At 67.7% G+C, this 23,116-nt stretch carries 21 protein-coding genes; 10 read left to right on the forward strand and 11 right to left on the reverse strand.

The window, feature by feature from the left end; translation table 11 throughout:
• The first annotated feature begins 9 nt into the window (after nt 1-9).
• Together FHW81_RS03055 and FHW81_RS03060 are read left to right on the forward strand one after the other, a co-directional pair.
• The gene (locus FHW81_RS03055) at nt 10-795 is read left to right on the forward strand and encodes a class I SAM-dependent methyltransferase (protein WP_010793368.1); all 786 of its coding nucleotides are present in this window, start codon (nt 10-12) and stop codon (nt 793-795) included.
• 28 nt (nt 796-823) lie between these two features.
• Nucleotides 824-2,101 (forward strand): cytochrome P450, encoded by a 1,278-nt coding sequence (locus tag FHW81_RS03060; protein ID WP_031688725.1) that lies wholly within the window; start codon nt 824-826, stop codon nt 2,099-2,101.
• 6 nt (nt 2,102-2,107) lie between these two features.
• Here the strand turns inward: FHW81_RS03060 and mexL are convergent, their stop codons facing one another.
• Nucleotides 2,108-2,746 (reverse strand): efflux system transcriptional repressor MexL, encoded by a 639-nt coding sequence (gene mexL, locus FHW81_RS03065; protein ID WP_003092468.1) that lies wholly within the window; start codon nt 2,744-2,746, stop codon nt 2,108-2,110.
• 95 nt (nt 2,747-2,841) lie between these two features.
• On the opposite strand from mexL, the gene mexJ reads away from it, so the two are divergent.
• Together mexJ and mexK are read left to right on the forward strand one after the other, a co-directional pair.
• Nucleotides 2,842-3,945, forward strand: a complete 1,104-nt coding sequence (gene mexJ / locus FHW81_RS03070; protein ID WP_003113855.1) for a multidrug efflux RND transporter periplasmic adaptor subunit MexJ — start codon at nt 2,842-2,844, stop codon at nt 3,943-3,945.
• A 4-nt stretch (nt 3,946-3,949) separates the two neighbouring features.
• Nucleotides 3,950-7,027, forward strand: a complete 3,078-nt coding sequence (gene mexK, locus FHW81_RS03075) for a multidrug efflux RND transporter permease subunit MexK (protein WP_003092464.1) — start codon at nt 3,950-3,952, stop codon at nt 7,025-7,027.
• 40 nt (nt 7,028-7,067) lie between these two features.
• On the opposite strand, the gene FHW81_RS03080 is transcribed toward mexK, so the two are convergent.
• The 3 genes from FHW81_RS03080 to plsB form a co-directional block, all read right to left on the reverse strand.
• On the reverse strand, nt 7,068-7,748 hold the full coding sequence (locus tag FHW81_RS03080) for a DUF4197 domain-containing protein (protein WP_003098644.1): 681 nt from the start codon (nt 7,746-7,748) through the stop codon (nt 7,068-7,070).
• A gap of 136 nt (nt 7,749-7,884) precedes the next feature.
• Nucleotides 7,885-8,283: a YbaY family lipoprotein gene (locus FHW81_RS03085; RefSeq protein WP_003098642.1), complete on the reverse strand. Its 399-nt coding sequence runs from the start codon at nt 8,281-8,283 to the stop codon at nt 7,885-7,887.
• 143 nt (nt 8,284-8,426) lie between these two features.
• Nucleotides 8,427-10,931, reverse strand: a complete 2,505-nt coding sequence (plsB, locus tag FHW81_RS03090) for a glycerol-3-phosphate 1-O-acyltransferase PlsB (RefSeq protein WP_003453659.1) — start codon at nt 10,929-10,931, stop codon at nt 8,427-8,429.
• A 283-nt stretch (nt 10,932-11,214) separates the two neighbouring features.
• Between plsB and FHW81_RS03095 the strand changes: the two genes are divergently transcribed.
• Genes FHW81_RS03095 through FHW81_RS03110 form a run of 4 tightly spaced genes read left to right on the forward strand, consistent with a single transcriptional unit; the run spans nt 11,215 to nt 15,711 of the window.
• A complete protein-coding gene (locus FHW81_RS03095) occupies nt 11,215-12,138 on the forward strand; it encodes an ABC transporter ATP-binding protein (protein ID WP_003119338.1) in 924 nt (307 codons plus the stop codon).
• Nucleotides 12,135-12,869: an ABC transporter permease gene (locus FHW81_RS03100; protein WP_003117479.1), complete on the forward strand. Its 735-nt coding sequence runs from the start codon at nt 12,135-12,137 to the stop codon at nt 12,867-12,869. The genes FHW81_RS03095 and FHW81_RS03100 overlap by 4 nt, the downstream gene beginning before the upstream one ends.
• Before the next feature lie 10 nt (nt 12,870-12,879).
• Complete coding sequence (locus tag FHW81_RS03105; RefSeq protein WP_023085979.1) at nt 12,880-14,727, forward strand: GldG family protein; 1,848 nt, start codon at nt 12,880-12,882, stop codon at nt 14,725-14,727.
• 3 nt (nt 14,728-14,730) lie between these two features.
• On the forward strand, nt 14,731-15,711 hold the full coding sequence (locus FHW81_RS03110) for a DUF4340 domain-containing protein (RefSeq protein WP_023089400.1): 981 nt from the start codon (nt 14,731-14,733) through the stop codon (nt 15,709-15,711).
• A gap of 6 nt (nt 15,712-15,717) precedes the next feature.
• Here the strand turns inward: FHW81_RS03110 and FHW81_RS03115 are convergent, their stop codons facing one another.
• From FHW81_RS03115 to FHW81_RS03135, 5 genes are all read right to left on the reverse strand, one after another.
• A complete protein-coding gene (locus tag FHW81_RS03115; RefSeq protein WP_003092439.1) occupies nt 15,718-16,140 on the reverse strand; it encodes a SufE family protein in 423 nt (140 codons plus the stop codon).
• Nucleotides 16,137-17,342: a cysteine desulfurase gene (locus tag FHW81_RS03120; protein WP_003098634.1), complete on the reverse strand. Its 1,206-nt coding sequence runs from the start codon at nt 17,340-17,342 to the stop codon at nt 16,137-16,139. Before FHW81_RS03120 ends, FHW81_RS03115 begins: the two co-directional genes overlap by 4 nt.
• 94 nt (nt 17,343-17,436) lie before the next feature.
• Nucleotides 17,437-18,471 (reverse strand): 2,3,4,5-tetrahydropyridine-2,6-dicarboxylate N-succinyltransferase, encoded by a 1,035-nt coding sequence (gene dapD, locus FHW81_RS03125; protein ID WP_003092431.1) that lies wholly within the window; start codon nt 18,469-18,471, stop codon nt 17,437-17,439.
• Between the two features lie 29 nt (nt 18,472-18,500).
• Nucleotides 18,501-19,124, reverse strand: coding sequence for a LysE family translocator (locus FHW81_RS03130; RefSeq protein ID WP_004345492.1), 624 nt, complete (start codon nt 19,122-19,124; stop codon nt 18,501-18,503).
• 12 nt (nt 19,125-19,136) lie between these two features.
• Complete coding sequence (locus tag FHW81_RS03135) at nt 19,137-19,484, reverse strand: ArsC family reductase (RefSeq protein ID WP_003098619.1); 348 nt, start codon at nt 19,482-19,484, stop codon at nt 19,137-19,139.
• A 302-nt stretch (nt 19,485-19,786) separates the two neighbouring features.
• On the opposite strand from FHW81_RS03135, the gene FHW81_RS03140 reads away from it, so the two are divergent.
• Nucleotides 19,787-20,140, forward strand: coding sequence for a YkgJ family cysteine cluster protein (locus FHW81_RS03140; RefSeq protein WP_003098616.1), 354 nt, complete (start codon nt 19,787-19,789; stop codon nt 20,138-20,140).
• Between the two features lie 14 nt (nt 20,141-20,154).
• On the opposite strand, the gene FHW81_RS03145 is transcribed toward FHW81_RS03140, so the two are convergent.
• Together FHW81_RS03145 and FHW81_RS03150 are read right to left on the reverse strand one after the other, a co-directional pair.
• A complete protein-coding gene (locus FHW81_RS03145) occupies nt 20,155-20,448 on the reverse strand; it encodes a hypothetical protein (protein ID WP_003098613.1) in 294 nt (97 codons plus the stop codon).
• Between the two features lie 321 nt (nt 20,449-20,769).
• Nucleotides 20,770-21,129 carry a hypothetical protein gene (locus FHW81_RS03150; protein ID WP_003092416.1) on the reverse strand — a complete coding sequence of 120 codons (360 nt, stop codon included), beginning with the start codon at nt 21,127-21,129 and terminating at the stop codon, nt 20,770-20,772.
• Nucleotides 21,130-21,366: 237 nt separating this feature from the next.
• On the opposite strand from FHW81_RS03150, the gene FHW81_RS03155 reads away from it, so the two are divergent.
• Nucleotides 21,367-23,112: a Na+/H+ antiporter gene (locus FHW81_RS03155; RefSeq protein WP_004345486.1), complete on the forward strand. Its 1,746-nt coding sequence runs from the start codon at nt 21,367-21,369 to the stop codon at nt 23,110-23,112.
• Nucleotides 23,113-23,116 lie beyond the last annotated feature (4 nt).

Below are 23,116 nucleotides of genomic sequence, written 5' to 3' on the forward strand. Positions count from 1 at the left end.
TGCCCGACCATGACCGATTCCGCCGCTCCTCGCCTGCATGTCCAAGCCCTGTCCGCCGGTTGCGCCGAGGCTGCGCGGCGCTGGGCGGAGCGGCTCGGCCTGCCGCTGGCGGCGGACGACGAGGCGGAGTTCGCCGTGCAGGTCGGCGAGCAGGGCTTGCAGGTCTTGCAACTGGGGGCGGACTCCCCCGGTCCGGTGCGGGTCGATTTCGTCGAGGGCGCCAGCGCCCACCGGCGCAAGTTCGGCGGCGGCAGCGGACAGATGATCGCCAAGGCGGTCGGCGTCCAGCCAGGCATCCGCCCGCGGGTCCTGGACGCCACGGCCGGCCTGGGCCGGGATGGGTTCGTCCTCGCCAGCCTGGGCTGCGAGGTTACCCTGGTCGAGCGCCAGCCGCTGATCGCCGCCCTGCTCGAGGATGGCCTGGAGCGCGCCCGGCGCGATCCCGACGTGGCGCCGATCGCCGCGCGGATGCGTCTGCTCGGCGGCAACTCGGCGGACCTGATGCGCGCCTGGGATGGCGAGGCGCCGCAGGTGATCTACCTCGACCCGATGTTTCCCCATCGCGACAAGAGCGCATTGGTGAAGAAGGAAATGCGTCTGTTCCGGCCGCTGGTGGGCGACGATCTCGACGCCCCGGCGCTGTTGCAGGCGGCTCTGGCCCTGGCCAGCCACCGGGTGGTGGTGAAGCGCCCGCGCAAGGCGCCGATCATCGAAGGGCCCAAGCCCGGCTATAGCCTGGAAGGCAAGTCCAGTCGCTACGACATCTACCCGAAGAAGGCCCTGGGCAAGGGCTGAGTGTCGACACCGCAGGGAGGCGGCGAGCATGCAGCAGACCATCGATTGTCCGATTCGCTGGCGCCTGGCGCACCTGCCCTGGGCCAACGACGGGCGTGCCGGCGCCCGCCACTGGCTGGAGATGCAGCGCGATCCGCTGGCCTGGTTGCAGAAGATGCACGTCGCGCAGCCGGACCTCGCGGTCGCCCGCATGGGCCCGCAGCGCCTCTGGTGCCTGTTCCATCCGCAGGCGGTGCAGGAATTGATGGTCGATCGCCGCGATGACCTGCAACGCTGGCAGCCGGCGCTGTGCATGCTGAAACAGTGGAACGGGCGCAGCTTCATGATGCGTGAGGGCGCCCCCGCCCAGGCCCGGCGCAAGGAGGTACGGCCGCACCTGGCGCCGCCGCCGGCCAGCGAGGTTCGCCGCCTGGCCGCGGAGTGGGGCGAGCGGGTGGAGGAGGGGCGCGAATACGACCTCGACCTGGAAATGGCTGCGTTCAGCGTCACCCTCAGCGGTCACGCGCTGTTTGACGTCGACCTGCAACCGTCGGCCTATCGGATCGCCAAGGCGGTGCGCCTGCTGTCGCGGGTGGCATTGCTGGAAATGAGCACCGGCCTGCCGCTGGGCCACTGGTTCCCGAGCAAACTGTGTCCGCGCAAGCGCTGGGCGCTGGGCCAGTTGCGCGAGGCGGTGGGCGAGGTGGCGGAGCGCTCGCCGCGGCCGCTGGCGGACCTACGCGATGAACTCTGCACCCTGCTCATGGCGTCCCACCAGTCCACTGGAGTGACCCTGACCTGGAGCCTGTTGCTGCTGGCCCAGCGTCCCGAGTTGCTCGCGCGGCTACGCGCCGAGCTGGCGCGAGTGAATTGGACGGCGATCCGCTCGGTCGCCGACCTGCGCGATTGCGCGCTGCTCAGGGCGGTCCTGCAGGAGTGCCTGCGCCTGTACCCGCCGGCCTACGGCCTGGCGCCGCGGCAGGTGACGGCGGACATCGAGGTGTTCGGCCAGCGGCTGAAGCGCGGCGACGTGACCATGGTCTCGAGCTGGATCACCCAGCGCGATCCCCGTTGGTTCGAGGCGCCGCTGGAGTTCCGTCCCGAGCGCTTCCTCGAACCGGCGCGCTGGCCGCGCGGCGCCTACTTCCCCTTCGGCCTCGGCGACCGCGCCTGCCCCGGCACCGCGATGGCGATGATCGATCTGGCGGCGGCGCTGGCCTACTGGGTCGAGCACTGGGACATCATGCACGACGGCGACCTGGCGCCGCGCGGCTGGTTTTCGCTGCGTCCGCAGCGAGCGCGGGTGCGTTTCCGCCGTCGCGCCTGAGCTGCCTCAGCCGCCCGCGGCGAAGGCGCGCAGGAACAGCGCCACCACTTCTTCCACGTGCCGCTCGCCTTCGGCCTCGTCCAGCGGTTCGGCGCAGCCGATCAACAGACGGTAATTGGCGCAGCCCTTGACCAGCATGAAGAAGTGTTCGGCGGCGTGGCGCGCGTCCGGGAACGCCAGCTTGCCGCTGCGGCGGGCCTGCTCGAGGAGGCGTTCCATCTCGTCGATCACCTGCTTCGGCCCGGCCTCGAAGAACAGCTCGGAAAGCTTGGGGTTCTGCCCGGCCTGCGCGGCCATCAGGCGGGTCAGGGCGATCGCCTCGTGGCTGTTGATCAGCCGGTGGAAGCCGCGGGCGATATTCAGCAGGACCTTTTCCAGTGGCGCGCCTTCGGCCAGCTGGAAGTACAGGGCGGGAAGCTGCTCGGCGCACTTGGCCTTCACCGCTTCGCTGAACAGGGTTTCCTTGTCGGTGAAGTGGCTGTAGACGGTGAGCTTGGAAACGCCGGCTTCCGAGGCGATGGCTTCCATGCTGCTGCCGTCGTAGCCGTTGCAGAGGAACAGGCGCTTGGCCGCCTCGAGAATGGCTTCCCGTTTGGCCGGGTCCTTGGGCCGGCCGGGACCGACGGAGGAGGTGGATTCTGACATGCGCTTATACAATTGAAATACTGGACTGATGGGTTCTGTATTTTTACTATACCGCCCAGTATAAGAACTCGAACGCAGTTTGCGGAAGGTGTCACATGTACCGCCATATCCCGCTCGTCGCCCTGTCCCTGTTTTCCTCCCTGTTCCTCGCCGCCTGCGGCAACGGCACGCCGCCGCCAGCCGCGGCGCGTCCGGCGATCGTCGTCCAGCCCCAGCCGGCGGGGGAGGTGAGCCAGGCCTTTCCCGGCGAGATCCGCGCCCGCCACGAGCCGGAGCTGGCCTTCCGCATCGGCGGCAAGGTCATCCGCCGGCTGGTGGAAGTCGGCGAGCGGGTAAAGAAGGACCAGCCCCTGGCCGAACTCGATCCCCAGGACGTGCGCCTGCAACTGGAGGCGGCGCGGGCCCAGGTCAGTGCCGCCGAGGCCAACTTGCAGACCGTGCGCGCCGAGTACCGGCGCTACCGCACCTTGCTCGACCGCAACCTGGTCAGCCATTCCCAGTTCGAGAACATCCAGAACAGCTACCGCGCCGGCGAGGCGCGGCTGAAGCAGATCCGCGCCGAATTCAACGTCGCCGACAACCAGGCCGGCTACGCCGTGCTGCGCTCGCCCCAGGATGGCGTGATCGCCAGCCGGCGCGTCGAGGTGGGCCAGGTGGTGGCGGCCGGACAGACGGTCTTCAGCCTGGCCGCCGACGGCGAACGCGAGGTGCTGATCGGCCTGCCGGAACACAGCTTCGAACGTTTCCGCATCGGCCAGCCGGTGTCGGTCGAACTCTGGTCGCAACGCGACAGACGCTTCGCCGGGCATATCCGCGAGCTCTCGCCCGCGGCCGATCCGCAATCGCGTACCTTCGCCGCCCGGGTGGCCTTCGACGACCGCGCGACTCCGGCCGAACTGGGCCAGAGCGCGCGGGTCTACGTCGCCGCCGCCGAGGCGGTGCCGTTATCGGTTCCCTTGTCGGCGCTGACCGCAGAGGCCGGCCAGGCGTTCGTCTGGGTGGTCGAGCCGGGCAGCTCGACCCTGCGCCGGCAGGCGGTGCGCACCGGTCCCTATGCCGAGGACCGGGTGCCGGTGCTCGAAGGCCTGAAGGCTGGCGACTGGGTGGTGGCCACCGGGGTCCAGGTGCTTCGCGAAGGGCAGCAGGTGCGTCCGATCGACCGGGCCAACCGCACGGTGAAACTGGCGGCCAAGGAGTAGTCGCATGTCCTTCAACCTTTCCGCCTGGGCGTTGCAGAATCGCCAGATCGTCCTGTACCTGATGATCCTGCTTGGCGCGGTTGGCGCGCTGTCCTACAGCAAGCTGGGGCAGAGCGAAGACCCGCCGTTCACCTTCAAGGCCATGGTGGTGCAGACCAACTGGCCGGGTGCCAGCGCCGAAGAGGTGGCCCGGCAGGTCACCGAGCGTATCGAGAAGAAGCTGATGGAAACCGGCGACTACGATCGCATCGTGTCCTTCTCCCGCCCCGGCGTCTCGCAGGTGACCTTCATGGCCCGCGAGGACATCCATTCCAGCGAGATCCCCGAACTCTGGTACCAGATCCGCAAGAAGATCAGCGACATTCGCGCCACCTTGCCGCAAAGCATCCAGGGCCCGTTCTTCAACGACGAGTTCGGCACCACCTACGGCAACATCTATGCGCTCACCGGCAAGGGCTTCGACTACGCGGTGATGAAGGACTATGCCGACCGCCTGCAACTGCAATTGCAGCGGATCAGGAACGTCGGCAAGGTCGAACTGATCGGCCTGCAGGACGAGAAGATCTGGATCGACCTGTCCAACACCAAGCTGGCCACCCTCGGCCTGCCCCTGGCGGCGGTGCAGAAGGCGCTGGAGGAACAGAACGCGGTGGCCTCCTCCGGGTTCTTCGAGACCGCCAGCGACCGCGTGCAATTGCGCGTTTCCGGGCGTTTCGATTCGGTGGAGGAGATCCGCGACTTCCCCATCCGCGTCGGCGACCGCACCTTCCGCATCGGCGACGTGGCCGAGGTTCGCCGCGGCTTCAACGATCCGCCGGCGCCGCGTATGCGCTTCATGGGCGAGGACGCCATCGGTCTTGCGGTAGCGATGAAGCCGGGCGGCGACATCCTGGTGCTGGGCAAGGCCCTGGAAACCGAGTTCGCCCGCCTGCAGCAGTCGCTGCCGGCCGGACTGGAACTGCGCAAGGTGTCCGACCAGCCGGCGGCGGTACGTACCGGGGTCGGCGAGTTCATCCGGGTGCTGGCCGAGGCGCTGGTGATCGTCCTGCTGGTGAGCTTCTTCTCCCTCGGCCTGCGCACCGGCCTGGTGGTGGCGCTGTCGATCCCGCTGGTGCTGGCGATGACCTTCGCCGCCATGCATTACTTCGGCATCGGCCTGCACAAGATCTCCCTCGGCGCCCTGGTGCTGGCGCTGGGATTACTGGTGGACGACGCGATCATCGCGGTGGAGATGATGGCGGTGAAGATGGAGCAGGGCTACGACCGCCTCAAGGCGGCCAGCTTCGCCTGGACCAGCACCGCCTTCCCGATGCTCACCGGCACCCTGATCACCGCCGCCGGCTTCCTGCCGATCGCCACCGCGCAGTCCGGCACTGGCGAATACACCCGCTCGCTGTTCCAGGTGGTGACCATCGCCCTGGTGGTCTCCTGGTTCGCCGCGGTGGTCTTCGTTCCCTACCTGGGGGCCAAGCTGCTGCCGGACCTGGCCAGGTTGCACGCGCAGAAGCACGGCGGCAGCGCCGATGGCTACGATCCCTATGCTACGGCCTTCTACCAGCGCTTCCGGCGTCTGGTGGAGTGGTGCGTGCGCTACCGCAAGACGGTGATCGTCCTGACCCTCGCCGCCTTCGTCGGCGCGCTGCTGCTGTTCCGCCTGGTGCCGCAGCAGTTCTTCCCGCCCTCGGCGCGCCTGGAGCTGCTGCTGGACATCAAGCTGGCGGAGGGCGCCTCACTGCGCTCTACCGGCGAGGAAGTCCAGCGCCTGGAAAAAATGCTGCAGGGCCATGACGGCATCGACAACTACGTGGCCTACGTCGGCACCGGCTCGCCCCGCTTCTACCTGCCGCTGGACCAGCAATTGCCGGCGGCCAGCTTCGCCCAGGTGGTGGTGCTGGCCAAGGACCTGGAGAGCCGCGAGGCGCTGCGCAAGTGGCTGATCGAGCGGATGAACGAGGACTTCCCGCACCTGCGCAGCCGCATCAGTCGCCTGGAGAACGGGCCGCCGGTGGGCTATCCGGTGCAGTTCCGGGTTTCCGGCGAGGACATCCCGCAGGTTCGCGAACTGGCGCGCAAGGTCGCCGACAAGATGCGCGAGAACCCGCACGTGGTGAATGTGCACCTGGATTGGGAAGAGCCGAGCAAGGTGGTGTACCTGAGCATCGACCAGGAGCGCGCCCGTGCCCTGGGGGTGAGCACCGCCAGCCTGTCGCAGTTCCTGCAGAGCGCGCTGACCGGCTCGCACGTGAGCTTCTTCCGCGAAGACAACGAGCTGATCGAGATCCTCCTGCGCGGCACCGAGCAGGAGCGTCGTGACCTGTCGTTGCTGCCGAGCCTGGCGGTGCCGACCGAGAATGGCCGGAGCGTGGCGCTGTCGCAGATCGCTACGCTCGAATACGGCTTCGAAGAGGGCATCATCTGGCACCGCAACCGCCTGCCGACGGTCACCGTGCGCGCCGATATCTACGACGATTCGCTGCCGGCGACCCTGGTCGCGCAGATCGCCCCGACCCTGGAACCGATCCGCGCCGAGCTGCCGGACGGCTACCTGCTGGAGGTGGGCGGCACGGTGGAGGACGCGGCGAAGGGCCAGAGTTCGGTGAACGCCGGCGTGCCGCTGTTCATCGTGGTGGTGTTGAGCCTGCTGATGGTGCAGTTGCGCAGCTTCTCGCGGATGGCGATGGTATTCCTCACCGCACCGCTGGGCCTGATCGGCGTGACCCTGTTCCTGCTGCTGTTCCGCCAGCCGTTCGGCTTCGTGGCGATGCTCGGGACCATCGCCCTGGCCGGCATGATCATGCGCAACTCGGTGATCCTGGTGGACCAGATCGAACAGGACATCAGCCATGGACTGGATCGCTGGCACGCCATCATCGAGGCTACCGTGCGGCGTTTCCGGCCCATCGTGCTGACCGCGCTGGCGGCGGTGCTGGCGATGATCCCGCTGTCGCGCAGCGTGTTCTTCGGGCCGATGGCGGTGGCGATCATGGGCGGGCTGATCGTCGCCACCGTGCTCACCCTGCTGTTCCTGCCGGCGCTCTATGCCGCCTGGTTCCGCGTGAAGAAGGACGAGGCGCGGGCCTGACGGGAGAAGGGGACGGGGCGATCGCGCCCCGTCCGTCGGCTCACCTGGCCGCGCCGAAGACCTTCTTGGCCAGGCCGGTGGCGGCAGCCGCCGGGTTCTGGCGGATGCTCTTCTCCTGCCTGGCGATCATCTCGAAGAGCCCGTCGAGGGCCTGCTCGGTGACATAGCCCTCGACGTTGGCGCTCTTCGCATCGACCACCCCAAGGGTCGCCGCCTGGCTGGCGAAGGCGTTGTACTGCTTGACCAGGCCGACCTCGTCGGTGGCCTGCTTGACGATCGGCAGGAACTTCGCGCGCAGCTGTTCGCGGCTGGACTTGTCCAGGTATTCGGTGGCGGCGTCGTCACCGCCCTTGAGGATGCCCTTGGCGTCGGCCACGGTCATCTTCTTCACCGCCTCCACCAGCAGGCCCTGGGCCTGCGGCACGGCAGCCTCGGCGGCGCGGTTCATGCTCGCCTCGAGCTGGTCGACCTGGGCGCCCATGCCGAACTGCTTCATCAGCTTCGCCGCTTTGCCCAGCTTGCCGGGCAGTTCGATGCGCACGTCCGGGTTGTTGTTGAAGCCGCCCGGCTGGCCAAGCTGGCGGACGGCGATCTGCGCGCCCTGGGTCAGGGCGTCCTTCAGGCCGCTGGAGGCGTCGTTCTGCGACAGGTCGGCGAGGGACAGGGCGAGGGCGTTGGCCGAGAGCAGCAGGCCGGCGCAGAGGGCAGTGAGTCGGAACATGACAGCGTCCTTGATGTGGAACGTACGGGGTATCCGGCCGCTCGTCGTGAGGTGGATCGGCAACCGGTAGCGAATAGGAGGTGGAGTGTACTGGAGGGAACCGCCGGTTCGCACCGGCGGCATGCCGCGGTGTGCTTCAGCGCGCCGATTCGACCTGCACGCGATAGGGCTGCGGGTCGCTGCCGTCGAGTTTCACCGAGTGGCGGGTGGTGTTGATGAACAGCAACTGGCCGTTCAGCTCGATGCGCGCGCTCACCGCATAGCTGTGGCCCGGCTTGACCTGCTTCGGGTCGTACTCCAGGTGGAACGCCAGCGGCACCTGGCTGGTGATCTCGCGGGTCTGGCTGGCCAACTGCACCGAGGGGGCGTCGGCCAGGGACACGTCTTCCAGGCTCACGCTCAGGCGCGCCGAGGGCGGCAGGGCGATACGCTCGCGGTAGAAGACCTCACCATCGAAGCTGGCGTTCGAAGTCGATTGCTGGGTACCGCAGCCGGCGAGAATGCTGGCGGCGAGCAGCAATGGCAGTTTTTTCATGGGAGCCTCCTTTCAGACGGAACAAAAAAACGAGCGGGCCTCTGACCCGGGAAACCAGCATAGGTTGCCGGGCCGGAACAGGGAAAGGTCGCAGGATATTTCAGCGGAGCGACGCCCGTCCCTCGCGGGGCGGGCGCCGGGCTTCAGTTGGCGGCCGCGTCGTTGCTTTCGGCGGCGGCTTCCTCGGCGGGGCGCTCCAGCGCCACCTGGCGGATCGACAGACGGATCTCCGCCGGCAGCACGCGCTTGGCGGCGCCTTCGGCCAGTTCGCCGAGCAGTTCGTGGTAGCTCAGCTTGCCGGCCTCGTCCTTGCGCAGCACGCGCAGGTCGAGAAGGGTCTGGATGAAGTGGCGGAACAGGCTCTTGTCGAAGAACTCCGGGGCGTTCAGGCCATGCAGGATCGACAGGCGTTGGGCCATCACGGTGCAGAGGTTCTCCAGTTCCTCGGCGGTCAGGGCGTTCTGCCCCGCGTTGAGCAGCAGGGCGATGGCCATGTAGAAGCGCTGCAGGGTCTGGGTCACCGAACGAGCGAGGAGGATCAGCAGCACGTATTGCCGCGAGCTTGGCGCCGGGCGGATGAAGGTGTCGTTCTCCTGGCGCAGCAGGTCCTGTTCCACCAGGGCCGCCAGCCACTGGTCGATCACCGCGTCGAGTTCGTCCAGGCTCCAGCGGATGAACAGTTCCGCCTGCAGGTAGGGATAGAGCGCGCGGGCGAAGCGCAGCAACTGTTCGCGGCTGATCCGCGAGTTGCTCTGGAAGAAGCTGGCGATCAGCGCCGGCAGGGCGAAGACGTGGAGGACGTTGTTGCGGTAGTAGGTCGCCAGCACCGCGTTCTGTTCGTCGAGATAGAGGATGCGGCCCAGCGCGTCCTTCTGCTCGGCCAGCAGGTTCATGCTCTTCACGTATTCGATCAGGGCCTGGCCGTCGCCGTCCGGCAGGGTCGCGCTGGGCGAGTAGGGCACCTTGCGCAGCAGCGCCAGGTAGAGGTCGAGGATTCGCGCCAGGGCGCTTTCGTCGAGGGCCTGGCGACTGGTGGATAGCAGCGCCAGGGCGACCAGGTTGACCGGGTTGATCGCCGCCGCGTCGTTGAGGTGGCGGGCGACGTCCTTGGCCAGCAGGTTGGTGGTCTGCGGCAGCCAGTCGGGGCGGTATTCCGGGCCGAGGTCCTGGTCCTGCCAGTTGGGCTGGTGGCGGTCGAGGAACTGGTCGAGATGGATCGGCTCGCCGAAGTTCACCCAGACCTGGCCAAAACGCTGCTTCAGGGCGCCGACCACCTTGAACAGGTCGAAGATCGACTCCTTCTTCTTGGTCGCGCCGCGCAGTTCGCCGAGGTAGGTGCGGCCTTCCAGCACGCGCTCGTAGCCGATGTAGACCGGCACGAAGACGATCGGCCGGCGCGAGTCACGGAGGAAGCTGCGCAGGGTGATGGCGAGCATGCCGGTGCGTGGGTGGAGCATGCGCCCGGTGCGCGAACGGCCGCCCTCGACGAAGTACTCGGTGGAGAAGCCGCGGGAGAACAGGGTGTGCAGGTACTCGTTGAACACCGCGGTGTAGAGCTGGTTGCCCTTGAAGCTGCGGCGCATGAAGAAGGCCCCGCCGCGGCGCAGGATCGAGCCGATCACCGGCATGTTCAGGTTGATCCCGGCGGCGATGTGCGGCGGGGTCAGGCCGTTGCGGAACAGCAGGTAGGAGAGCAGCAGGTAGTCGATGTGGCTGCGGTGGCAGGGCACGTAGACGATCTCGTTGCCCTGGGCCACGTCCTGCACCCGCTCGATGTGGTTGACCTTGACACCTTCGTACAGCTTGTTCCAGAACCAGCTGAGGATGACTTCGAGGAAGCGGATCACCGGATAGGAGAAGTCCGAGGCGATTTCATTGGCGTAGCGCAGTGCGATGCCTTCGGCCTTTTCCTGGGATATCCGTTCGCTCTCGCATTCCTCGCTGATCGCCTGGCGTACCAGCGGCGCGCGCAGCAGGCCTTTGACCAGGTTGCGGCGGTGCGACAGGTCGGGACCAATCACCGCGGTCTTCAGGTTGCGGAAGTGCACCCGGAGGATACGGTTGACCATGCGCAGCGTGCGTTCGTGGCCCTTGCCCTGTTCCACCAGCTCGCGCAGGTGGATCGGCGCGGAGAACTGCACACGGGTCTTGCGTCCGAGGATCAGGATGCGCGCCAGCTTGCGCAGGCGCCCGGTGACCGCCCAGTTGTCGGCGAACAGCAGCTTCCAGGGGCTCGATTCGCTGTCCGGCGATTGTCCCCAGAACACGCTGACCGGAATGATCTGCGCGTCGTCGAGACCGTTCTGGCCGACCGCGGCGAGCATGCGCACCAGGGTCGGCGAGGCGCCGCGCTTATCCTGGCGGCCGAGCCAGTCGGGTTCGGGCGTCAGGTAGAAGAACGCCGCCGGCTCGATGGCGTCGCCTACCGCTACCGGCATCACCGGACGCGGCAGCCCGGCCTTGCGGCATTCGGTATCCACTACCGCGAGATCGCTGACCGAAGGCTGCTGCAGCACGTAGAGTACCGGCTTGCTGCGGTCGATCTTCAGGGTGAAGGCCGATTGGTTGATGGTTTCCGAGCGTACCCAGAGGTACAGCAGGCGGCGCAGGGCGCCAAAACCAAAGCGGCGGAAAGGGTAGCGGGGCATACGGTGTCTACTGGCAGTTGATCGGGACCCGGCGTGACGGGCGCGGCTAGTTTGCCGCAATCCCCGGAGGGCCGCAAAAGAACGCAACGCGTCCTACGGCGAACGGCGGCGAACAGGTTGCGAATGTAGAACCTTCGGCAGGCGTTCGGGTTCTGTCACGTTTTGCCAAGGTTCTCCCGATGCCCCGTATTGCCAGGCGGCGGGGCGCTTCGGCTATAGTCCCTGCGCGTTTTTCGCGGCCCTGGCCGGACATGGCGGCGGCCGCCGGAACAGGTAGGGGACCATGATCGAAACAAGAAACCTCGGCAAACGCTTCGGCTCGCGGGTGGCGGTGGACGACCTGTCCTTCCAGGTGGCGACGGGGGAGGTACTGGGCTTCCTCGGTCCGAACGGCGCCGGCAAGTCCACCACCATGAAGATGCTCACCGGCTTCCTGGCGCCCAGCGCCGGCACTGCGAGCATCTTCGGCTTCGACATCCGCAACCGCACGCTGCAGGCGCAGCGGCTGATCGGCTACCTCCCGGAAGGTTCGCCCTGCTACGCGGAAATGACCGTGCAGGGCTTCCTCGATTTCATCGCCGAGATCCGTGGCTACCGTGGTGCCGGCAAGCGCGAGCGGGTCGCCCGGGCACTGGGGCTGCTGGAACTGGACGAGGTGCGCCGGCAGACCATCGAAACCCTCTCCAAGGGCTTCCGCCGGCGTGTCGGCCTGGCCCAGGCGATCCTCCACGAACCGCGGGCGCTGGTGCTCGACGAGCCCACCGACGGGCTCGATCCGAACCAGAAGCACCAGGTCCGCGAACTGATCCGCGGCCTCGCGCAGGAGCGCATCGTGATCATCTCCACCCATATCCTCGAGGAAGTCTCGGCGCTGTGCAGCCGCGCCCTGGTGATCGGCGGCGGGCGGCTGCTGGCGGACAGCACGCCGCTGGAGCTGGCCAGCCGCTCGCGCTACCACCAGGCGGTGACGCTCTACAGCGACGAGCCCCTGGATGCCGTGGCGCTGGCGGTGCTGCCGGGCGTGGCGGGCATCGAGGAGAACCCCGCCGAAGGCAGCCTGACCGTCCTGGCGCAGCCGGGCGCGGTAATCTTCCCCCAGGTCAGCGGGCTGGTCGCCGAGCGCGGCTGGCGGATCCGCGAACTGGACGTGGAGCGCGGCCGGCTCGACGAGGTATTCCGCAACCTGACCCGGGGGACGGAGGCATGAAGCAACTGCCGGTGATCTTCAAGCGCGAGCTGGCGAGTTATTTCGCCACGCCGCTGGCCTATGTGTTCATCGTGATCTTCCTGGTCCTGGCGGGCGTGTTCACCTTCTACCTGGGCAACTTCTACGAACGCAACCAGGCCGACCTGGCCTCCTTCTTCGCCTTCCATCCCTGGCTCTACCTGTTCCTGGTTCCCGCGCTGGCCATGCGCCTGTGGGCGGAGGAGCGCAAGTCCGGCTCGATCGAGCTGCTGATGACCCTGCCGCTGACCCGCTTCGAAGCCGTGGCCGGCAAGTTCCTGGCCGCCTGGGCGTTCGCCGGAATCGCACTGCTGCTGACCTTCCCCATGGTGCTCACGGTGAACTACCTGGGCGAGCCGGACAACGGTGCGATTCTCGCCGGCTACCTGGGCAGTTGGCTGCTGGCCGGCGGCTACCTGGCCATCGGTTCGTGCATGTCGGCCCTGGCGAAGAACCAGGTGATCGCTTTCATCCTCGCCGTGGCCGCCTGCTTCCTGTTCATGCTCAGCGGCTTTCCGCTGGTGCTCGATGCGTTCAGCCAGTGGGCGCCGCAGTGGTTGCTCGATGCGGTGGCCTCGCTGAGCCTGCTGACCCGCTTCGATGCCGTCAGCAAGGGCGTCATCGACCTGCGCGACCTGCTGTATTTCGTCAGCCTGATCGTCGCCTGGCTGGCCGCCACGGCGGTGGCAGTCGAGCTGAAGAAAGCCGAATGAGGGGGAGTCGATGAAACGCGTGTTGTCCTCTGGCGCCGGGCTGTTGCTGATCGCGCTGGCGTTCCTGGCCTTCAACATGGTCTCCGGCCTGCTGTTCAGCGGCGCGCGGCTCGACCTGACCGAGCAGAAGCTCTACACCATCAGCCCCGGCACCAAGCGGATCCTGGCCGGCCTCGACGAGCCGATCAACCTGTACTTCTTCTATTCGGATAGCGGTGCCCGGGAACTGGTGCCGCTGCGCAACTACGCCAGGCGCGTCGAGGAACTGCTGCGCGCCTACGAGCGCGAGGCGAACGGCAGGATTCGCCTGCAGGTGATCGATCCCGAGCCGTTCTCCGAGAACGAGGACAAGGCCACCGAGTTCGGCCTGCAAGGAATTCCCCTGCAGCAGGGCGGCGACAACCTGTACTTCGGCCTGGCCGGCAGCAACGCCCTGGACGGAGTCCAGGTCATACCCTTCTTCCCGCTCGATCAGGAGGAGTTCCTCGAATACGACATCAGTCGCCTGGTGCAGACCCTGGCCCAGCCGCAGCGGCCGGTGGTCGGCCTGATGTCGTCGCTGCCGCTCAATGGCGGCTTCGACATGGCCAGCCGGCAGCCGACCTCGCCGTGGATGGTCATGGAGGAAATCCGCCAGCAATTCGACCTGCGCAGCCTCAAGAGCGATGCCACGGAAATCCCGCCGGAGGTCTCGGTGCTGCTGCTGGTGCATCCCAAGCAGTTACCCGAGCAGACGCTATACGCCATCGACCAGTTCGTCCTGCGCGGGGGCAAGCTGCTGGCGTTCGTCGACCCCTTCAGCGAGGCCGACAGCGGCAGCGATTTCGCCGCTACGCTGGATGGCGACAAGTCGTCCGACCTCGCGCCGCTGTTCGAGGCCTGGGGGCTGCGCCTGCTGCCGGGCAAGGTGCTCGGCGATGGCGCCTATGCGATGTCCATCAGTCTTGGCCGGGACCAGCGTCCGGCCCGGCATCCGGCCTGGCTCAGCTTGCCGCGCGAGGCGCTGGACCAGGACGACATCGCCACTGCCGGCCTGGAAAGCCTGACCCTGGCGACGCCCGGCATCCTCGAAAGGCTCCCCGGAGCGAGCACCAGCTTCACGCCTTTGCTGCAAAGCTCGGCCCAGGCGATGCCGTTCGATGTCTCGCGCTTCGGCCTGCTGCGTGACCCCGGCGATTTGATGCGCGAGCTGCGCCCGAGCGGCCGGCGGCATACTCTCGCCGCCCGTATCCAGGGGCCGGCGAAGAGTGCCTTCGCGGAGGGCATCGAGGGGCATCGCGAAGGCCTGAAGGAGGCGCGCAACATCAATGTCATCGTCGTGGCCGATACCGACCTGCTCAGCGATCGCATGTGGGTCCAGGTGCAGGACTTCTTCGGCCAGCGCGTGCCGCAGCCCTGGGCCGACAACGGCGCGCTGGTGGTCAACGCGCTGGACAACCTGTCGGGCACCGACGCGCTGATCAGCGTGCGCTCCCGCGGCCGGTTCAGCCGGCCGTTCGTGGTGGTCGAGCGCCTGCAGCGCGAGGCCGAGACGAGCTTCCGGCAGAAGGAGGAGCAGCTCAAGCAGCGCCTCGCCGATACCGAGCAGCAACTCACCGCCCTACAGCAGGGTGCCGACCCGGAGAAGGCCGTCGAACTGACGCCCGAACAGCAGGCCACGGTGCGCCAGTACATGCAGGAGAAGCTGCGCATCCGCAAGGAGCTGCGCGAGGTGCAGTACCAGTTGAACGCCGATATCGACGCACTGGGCCGCACCCTGAAGCTGGTCAATATCGCCCTGGTTCCCTCGTTGCTCACGGTCGGCGTGCTGCTCGGCTGGCTCTGGCGGCGCCGGCGCATGGCCCGGGGAGGGCATTGACGCATGCGGCGCAATACGCTGATCGTCCTGCTGGCGCTGGTGGCGGCGCTGGCCGGAACCTTCGCCTGGCTGCAGCGCGAGCGCGCAGCCGAGGTACCTGCCTTGCCGGCGGCAGAGCGCTGGCTGCCGGAACTGGACAGCGCGACGCTGAGTGGCCTGCACATGCAGTTTGCCGACGGTTCGCCGGATATCCGGGTCGAGCGGCGTGCGGGCGCGTGGGTCCTGCCGGCCAAGGCCGACTATCCGGCCGACCGGCTACGCTTGTCGGCGCTGCTCGAGGCACTGGCAGAGGCGCGCAAGGTCGAGGCGAAGAGCGCCAACCCGAAGAACCACGCGCTGCTTGGCCTGGCGGAGCGTGGCGAGGGGCAGGCGCTACGCCTGAGCCTGCAGCGGCAGTCCAGCGAGCCTCTGGTGCTGCTGGTAGGCAAGGATGCGCAGCATGGCGGTAGCTTCGTACGACGACTGGGCGATCCGCAGGCCTGGCTGATCGACAAGCGCCTGCCGTTGCCGAACAACGAGCTGGAGTGGCTCGACCGGCGGATCGCCACGCTGCCCTTCGCCCGGGTGCGCGAACTGCAACTGCGCTATCCGAAGGGCGAGCGCCTGGATCTCTATCGCGACGACGCCGGGCAGCCGAACCTGCAGGTCCGGCAATTGCCCTCAGGGCGCAAACTGGCCTATGAGGCAGCGGCCAACGGCGCGGCGGCGCTGTTCGCCGACCTGCGTTTCGCCGATGTAGCGCCGCTGGCGCAGGTGGGATTCAGACAGGCGCCATTGCTCCTGGCGTTCAGCCTGCGGACGTTTTCCGGCGCGCGCCTGGATGGCGAGATTCGGCGCCAGGGCGAGCAATACTGGTTGTTGCCGAAGAGCGTCGAGGGCTTCGCCGAGGGCGAGGTCGCCGCCCATCCTGACTGGGCCTATCGGATCGAAGAGGATCGCTACCGCGCCCTGGCCCGGCACCTGCCGGAGCTGCTGGCGCGCTGAGCGGGCTCAGCCGGCGGTCTGGCCGGCCAGTTCGCGCATGCGTTGCAGCACGGCGTTCAGGCCGTTGCTGCGCGAGGGCGACAGTTGGCGGGAAAGACCCAGGCAGGTGAACCAGTCGTTGAGGTCCAGGCGCGCCAGTTCGCGGGTCTCGATGCCGTCGACCCGTGCCAGCAGCACCGCCAGCAGGCCGCGGATCAGGCGCGCGTCGCTGTCGGCACGGAAGCGCCAGTGGCCGTCGCGCTGCTCGCCGAGCAGCCAGACCAGGCTTTCGCAACCGTGCACGCGATGCTCTTCCTGGCGTTCGTGTTCCGCGAGCGGCGCCAGGCGCTCGCCCCATTGCAGCAGCAGACGCGCACGCTGTTCCCAACTGGCGGTGTGACCGAAGGCGTCCAGTGCCTCCTGGGCCTGTTCGGGGAGAACCGGGTTCATCGCAGCAACTCCAGTGAGCGGTCGAGGGCCAGGAAGAAGCGCTCCAGGTCGTCGGCATCGTTGTACAAGCCCAGCGAGACACGCAGGGCGCCGGGTACCTCGAGGCGTTGCAGCAGCGGCATCGCGCAATGGTGGCCGGCGCGCACCGCGATGCCCTGTTCGCCGAGCAGGTGGGCGAGATCGGCGACGTGCACGCCGTCGACGCAGAAGCTGGCCAGCGCCGCCTGGGGTTCGCCGAGCAGGCTGACGCCGTCGCGCGCCAGCAGGCCGGCGAGCAGGCGGGCGTGGAGGGCGCCTTCGTGGGCGGCGACTTCGGCTTCGTCCAGGGTGGCCAGCCAGTCGATGGTCGCGCCTAGGCCGATCGCCGCGGAAACCGCCGGGGTGCCCGCCTCGAAGCCGAGCGGAGCGGCATGGAAGCTGGCTTCGTGGAAGCCGGTGTGGCGTACCATCTCGCCGCCGAACTGCCAGTGCGCCAGTTGCTCCAGGGCCTGTGGGCGACCCCAGAGCACGCCGATGCCGTCGGGGCCGTAGAGCTTGTGGCCGGAGAATGCGTAGAAGTCGCAGCCCAGGCCCGGCAGGTCGTGGCGTCCGTGGACGCTGCCCTGGGCGCCGTCGACCAGGGTCCAGGCACCGCGCTCGCGGGCCAGCTGGATCAACTCCACCACCGGTTGCCAGGTGCCGAGAACGTTGGACAACTGGCTGATCGCCAGCAGGCGGGTACGCTCGCCGATGATATGGCGGGCCTGCTCCAGGTCGATCACCCCGCGCTCGTCCAGCGGCAACACGCGCAGGACCAGGCCGCGGCGCAGGGCCAACTGCTGCCAGGGAAGCAGGTTGGCATGGTGTTCCAGGGCACTGACCAGCAGTTCGTCGCCAGGCCGGAAATGCCGCTCCAGGCCATAGGCCACCAGGTTGATCGCCTCTGTGGTGCCGCGGGTGAACAGTACCTCGGCCGGGTTGCCGGCGTGCAGCCAGTGGGCGACGCGGCTGCGCGCGGCCTCGAAGGCCCGGGTGGCGCGCTCGCCGGGGACATGTTGGGCGCGGTGGACGTTGGCGGCGCCGCCGAGGTAGTAGCCGTTCAGGGCGTCGAGTACGGCCTGTGGCTTCTGGGCGGTGGCGGCGCTGTCGAGGTAGGTCAGGCCTTCCGCGGCGAAGGCGGAAAAGGCCGGAAAGTCGGCGCGCCAGGGAGACGGCAGGGACATGGCGGACACTGTGCGAGGACGGTTACAGGGGAAAGGGTAGCGCACCCGGCGGCGCTGGCGAGCACCGTCGGGCGAGCGGGGAGGCGAGCTGGGCTCAGTTGTGCGCGTGCAGCGCTTCGTTCAGCTCGATGGCGGTCTTGTTGGTCTTGCACTCCACCGCACCGTTCTGCGAGTTGCGGCGGAACAGCAGGTCGGGCTGACCGGCCAGGTCGCGGGCCTTGACCACTTTCACCAGGGCGTTCTGCTCGTCGAGCAGGGCGACCTTGGTGCCGGCGGTGATGTACAGGCCGGCCTCGACGATGTTGCGATCGCCCAGCGGGATGCCGATGCCGGCGTTGGCGCCGATCAGGCAGCCTTCGCCGACGCTGATGACGATGTTGCCGCCACCGGAAAGGGTGCCCATGGTCGAGCAGCCGCCGCCCAGGTCCGACCCCTTGCCGACGAACACGCCGGCGGATACGCGGCCTTCGATCATGCCCGGGCCTTCGGTGCCGGCGTTGAAGTTGACGAAACCTTCGTGCATCACCGTGGTGCCTTCACCGATGTAGGCGCCCAGGCGCACGCGGGCGGTGTCGGCGATGCGTACGCCGGCCGGGACCACGTAGTCGGTCATCTTCGGGAACTTGTCGACGGAGAAGACTTCCAGCAGCTTGCCCTTCAGTCGCGCTTCCAGTTGCAGTTCGGCCAGTTCGGCCAGGTCCACCGCGCCGATGTTGGTCCAGGCCACGTTCGGCAGGAGCGGGAAGATGCCGCTCAGGTTCACAGCGTGCGGCTTGACCAGGCGGTGGGAGAGCAGGTGCAGCTTGAGGTAGGCCTCCGGGGTGGAGGACGGCGCGGCGTCTTCCGCCAACAGGGTGGCGACCAGCGGCTTCTGGCTTTCCGCCAGGCGCGAGAGCAGGGCCGACTGAGCGGCGTCGATACCCTTCAGGGCGTCGGCCAACTGGTAGGCCTGCTGCGAAGTGAAGGTCAGCGCCTGGTTGCCGGCTGCGTAGCCAAGGATCGGTGCGACGGCGGCGACGATTTCGCTCGAAGGCTTGAGCAGCGGCAGCGCGTAGAACACTTCCAGCCAGGCTTCCTGGCGGTTCTGGGTGCCGACGCCGAAGGCCAGGCTGAACAGGGATTGCGACATGTGGGTTTCCTCGAAACGGAGTGGAACGGTCAGGCCGGACGGCGGCTGAGCAGCAGGCCCAGTCCCGCGCTGCCGAGCAGCGCGGCGCAACCGCGGTTGAACAGACGCCGGGCCCGCTGGCCGGCGAGCAGCCGGCCGAGGTGGAGCCCGGCATAGGAATAAAGAGCGATGGCCAGCCATTCGAGCAGCAGGAATGCCGCTCCGAGCTGGGCGAACTGGGCGCCCAGCGGTTGGCCGGGATCGACGAACTGCGGCAGGAAGGCGGTGAAAATCAGGATCGCCTTCGGGTTGCCCGCCGCCACCAGGAACTCCTGGCGCCCCAGGCGCCAGAGGCTGGGACGCGCCGGGCTGGCTTCGTTCGCCAGTGGCTGCGCATCGGTCCGCCACAATTGCACCGCAAGCCACAACAGGTAGGCAGCGCCGAGCACCTTGATCGCCAGGAACAGCCAGGCCGAGGTGTGCAGCACCAGCGCCAGCCCGGAGGCGGCCAGGGCGAGCATGCCGGCGAATGCCAGCAGGCGCCCGCCGCCGGCCAGCGAGGCGGTGGCGAAACCGTGCCGGGCGGCGTTGTTCAGCGACAGCAGGTTGTTCGGCCCCGGCGCCAGGTTGAGGGCGAAGCAGGCGGGTACGAACAGGGCCCAGGCGACACTCATGCGGCCTCCCGCTCAGGCCAGGGCGGCGGCGTAGGCGTCGGGCTTGAAGCCGACCAGCGTCCTGCCGCCCAGCTCCAGCACCGGGCGCTTGATCATCGACGGCTGGGCCAGCATCAGCTCGATCGCCTTGGCTTCGTCGAGATCGGCCTTCTGCGCTTCGTCGAGCTTGCGGAAGGTGGTGCCGGCGCGGTTGAGGACGGTTTGCCAGCCGTGCTCCGCGCACCAGCGCCGCAGGTGTTCGCGGTCGATGCCGACGGCCTTGTAGTCGTGGAAGTCGTAGGCGACCTTGTGCTCGTCGAGCCAGGTCCGAGCCTTCTTCATGGTGTCGCAGGCTTTGATGCCGTAGAGAACGTAGGTCATTGCTTCTCCCGAGGCCCGGGTCTTCCCGGGCCCTGCCGATAGGTCGCCGAAAGGTGATCGCTGGATTATGCCACGTCGTTCCGCCCCTGTGCGGTCTCGGGGCTACCGCGCTCGGGAGCGGCGTGACGGCAGATAGCCGTGGACGGGCGGGCGGACAGGGAGCCGGGCTGTTTCCCTGGCCGGGAACGGAGAGAGCGCAGGTTGAACAGGTCGATTCGGCTCGCTGGAGAGCATCCTTACCGGTACTTTCGGAATGCTCCGGTCCGCGCTGTACAATCCTTCCCCCGCCGAGGAGATTTCCCATGAGTTGCATCGGTCGCCAGATAGACCAATTACGCCTGCAGATACCGGGCTTCGCCTGCAAGCCCGGCTGCCACGATTGCTGCGGGCCGGTTACCGCCTCGTCGGAAGAGATGGCCCGCCTGCCGGTGAAGAGCGAGGCCGAACACGACGCCGCCCTGGCCGAGTGGAACTGCGTCCATCTCGGACCGAACGGCTGCGAGGCCTATGAGGAACGTCCGCTGATCTGCCGGCTGTTCGGCACCACGCCGAACCTGCCCTGCCCGGAGGGGCGGGGGCCCGAAGTGCCGGTGGCGGAGCAGGTGGAGCGACAGGTGCATGCGCTGATCGCCAGCACTCGCCAGGTGCTGGTGTAGCGGCCTGCCCGCCGCTAGGTTTCCGCGGTCTCGGTGGCGCGGGACTGCAGGGCCGGTTCGAAGGCTGGTTCGGGCGGCGTTTCCTCTAGGGGCATCGGCTCGTCCGCAGAGAGTTTCTGGAGAACCGCGGCGATCCGCTCGATGCTCTCTTCGAGCTCGAGCACCCGGTTGACCATGTACAGGATCATCTCCGGCGAACTCAGGTGCGCCAGCCGCATGGTCGCCTGCAAGTCGTCGTGGCGGTTGTCCCGGTCGGCCATCAGTGTCTCAGCCAGGCTCTTCAGCAACAGCATCTCGGCGCGCCTCATGGGCCGCTGCTCCGCGATTCCGCGGTAGGGGAAAAAGCTCGTTCCATCTCGCGACCTACCCGAAACGACTACATCCAAAGGTGTAATTCTACATTGCCATCACTTCGATCGTCGGACAATAGTCGCGTTCCAGACGCCTTGCACAGGTGACGAACGGGACTCGAAGCGGCCTGGTCTGCATGGCCGGGTGATGGGCGAGTTCCTTGATGCGGGGCGGCGGCTGTTTGGCGCAGGACAAAAAAAGCCCCGCCGGGTAGGCGAGGCTCAGGGGGAGAACAGCGTGCGGGGGCTCGCTGTCCGGGATGAATCGTCGTGGTGCGCTTAGCCGCAGGGCTGCTGCGGACCGCCGGTCATGCTCTCGACGCTGTCCAGTACGGCATGGCCCTTGCCGACCTTCTGCACGTCGTCGACGTCGCGCATGATGCTGCCGCCGTCGCTCATCTGGTTGCGGGTCTTGATCAGGTTGGTGGTGATGTCCAGCAGGCTGCGACCGGTAGCGATCAGGTCATTGGTGGCGCTGGGGGTGCAAGGGGTGTTGGCGGAGGCGACCTGGGCCTGGCCGGGTTGCCCGGGCTGGGTGGTGCGGTAGCCTTGGGTCAGTGCGTTCTGCTGGAGGCAGCCGGAGGTGGCGGCGAACATCGAGGCGAGCAGCAGTGCGGAAGTAAGTCCCTTGCTTGTCATGGCGGCATTCCTTTGTCTGAGTGGGCGCTGCACCCCGTACTCCTTCGGGGCGTCGTCCTGGCCGACGCTACGGCGGGCCTGGACTGAAGGGGAGTGTAGGAGCGTCTCGCACCGCTATGAAATAGCTCGGATGTACTAGTGCGGGAACCTTGGCCGGGCGCCCCGGTCGTCGCCGCGGAGGGGGCGGACGCGCGGGGTAGAGCGGCGGGGCTAGGAAAGACCGTACGGATTGTGCGAATGTCGGATAGCTGCCTACCGATCGCGATGGTGCAATCGGCGCAGTCGCATCGTCCAGGGACGAAGCCGGAGATCCCCGCCCTCATGCAAACCGTGTACACCGTTCTGACCCTGCTGCTGGTCGTCGGCGCCACCCGCCTGGCTGCCCAGTTGCTGCCCTTGCCGCTACCACTGATCCAGATCGCCGCCGGGGCCCTGCTGGCCTTGCCCTCCCTCGGACTGCACATTGCCCTCGACCCGGAGCTGTTCCTCTTCCTGTTCATTCCGCCGCTGCTGTTCGTCGACGGCTGGCGTATTCCCAAGCGGGAAGTCTGGCGGATGCGCTGGCCGATCCTGATGATGGCGTTCGGCCTGGTGTTCTTCACCGTGGTCGGCGCCGGCTATTTCATCCATCTGCTGATCCCGGAAGTTCCCCTGGCGGCTTCCTTCGCCCTCGCCGCCGTGCTGTCGCCCACGGACGCCCTGGCGGTCTCGGCGATCACCCAGGGGCGGCTGCCCAAGCGCCTGATGCACCTGCTGGAGGGCGAGGCGCTGATGAACGATGCCTCTGGCCTGGTGGCATTCAAGTTCGCCATCGCCGCGGCGATGACCGGCGTGTTCTCGCTGGTGGACGCCAGCCTCAACTTCCTCCTGGTCGCGGTCGGCGGCCTGGCCATCGGGGTGTTCCTCAGCTGGTCGCTGGGCCGCATCCGCGCCTGGATGATCTCCCGTGGCTGGGACGACCCGGCGACCCACGTGGTACTGATGCTGTTGCTGCCGTTCGCCTCCTACATGGTGGCGGAACACCTGGGCGTCTCCGGGATTCTCTCGGCGGTGGCGGCCGGCATGATGCAGAGCTGGGTCGACCTGCTGCCGCGGCAGACTTCCACGCGCCTGCTCAACCGCAGCGTCTGGTCGATGCTGGAGTTCGCCTTCAACGGCGTGGTGTTCCTGCTGCTCGGCCTGCAGTTGCCGGACATCATGAAGTCGGTGGCCAACCACCACGGCGACCTGCTCTGGCGTTCCTCGCTGCTGCTGGCCTACGTGGCGGCGATCACCGCCGTGCTGATGCTGATCCGCTACGGCTGGGTCTATGGCTACTGGAAGCTGTCGCTGCGCATCGATCGCTGGCGCGGCAAAAGCCCGCCCGGGCTGAGCGGCATCTCCCTGCGCCGTCTCTCCGCCCTCAGTGCATTGAGCGGCGTGCGTGGTGCGGTGACCCTGGCGGCGGTGCTGTCGGTACCGATGAGCCTGATGGATGGCAGCGCCTTCCCGCAGCGCGACCTGATCATCTTCATCGCCACCAGCGTGATCCTGATTTCCCTGATCGGCGCGACCATCGGCCTGCCGCTGCTGCTGCGCGGGCTGCCGGCGAGCAACAATGGCGCCCACGAGCGCGAGCGGCGCGAGGCCTGGCGCAAGACCGCGGAGGCGGCGATCCGGGCCCTGGAGAGCGAGGAACTGCCGCAGGTGGAAGGCAACGATGCGGCGAATACTTCGCGGGTCGCCGAGGCGCGTGCGCAGATCATGGCCGAATACCGCCAGTCGCTGGATACCGCACCGACCACCGATGAGGCCCGCGACCAGGCCCAAGCCCTGGAGATCGCCGACAAGGCCTTGCGCCTGAAGGCGTTGCGCGCGCAGCGCCTGGAACTGTACCGGCAGCGGCGCAACAACGAGATCGACGACGAGACCCTGGGCGACATCCTGCGCGAGCTGGACCAGCAGGAAAGCTGGCTGACCAATCGCTTCGCCCGCTGGGTGTGAACGA

The organism is Pseudomonas sp. RC10-4-2, from assembly GCF_050433085.1.
In the GTDB taxonomy this organism is placed as follows: domain Bacteria; phylum Pseudomonadota; class Gammaproteobacteria; order Pseudomonadales; family Pseudomonadaceae; genus Pseudomonas; species Pseudomonas aeruginosa.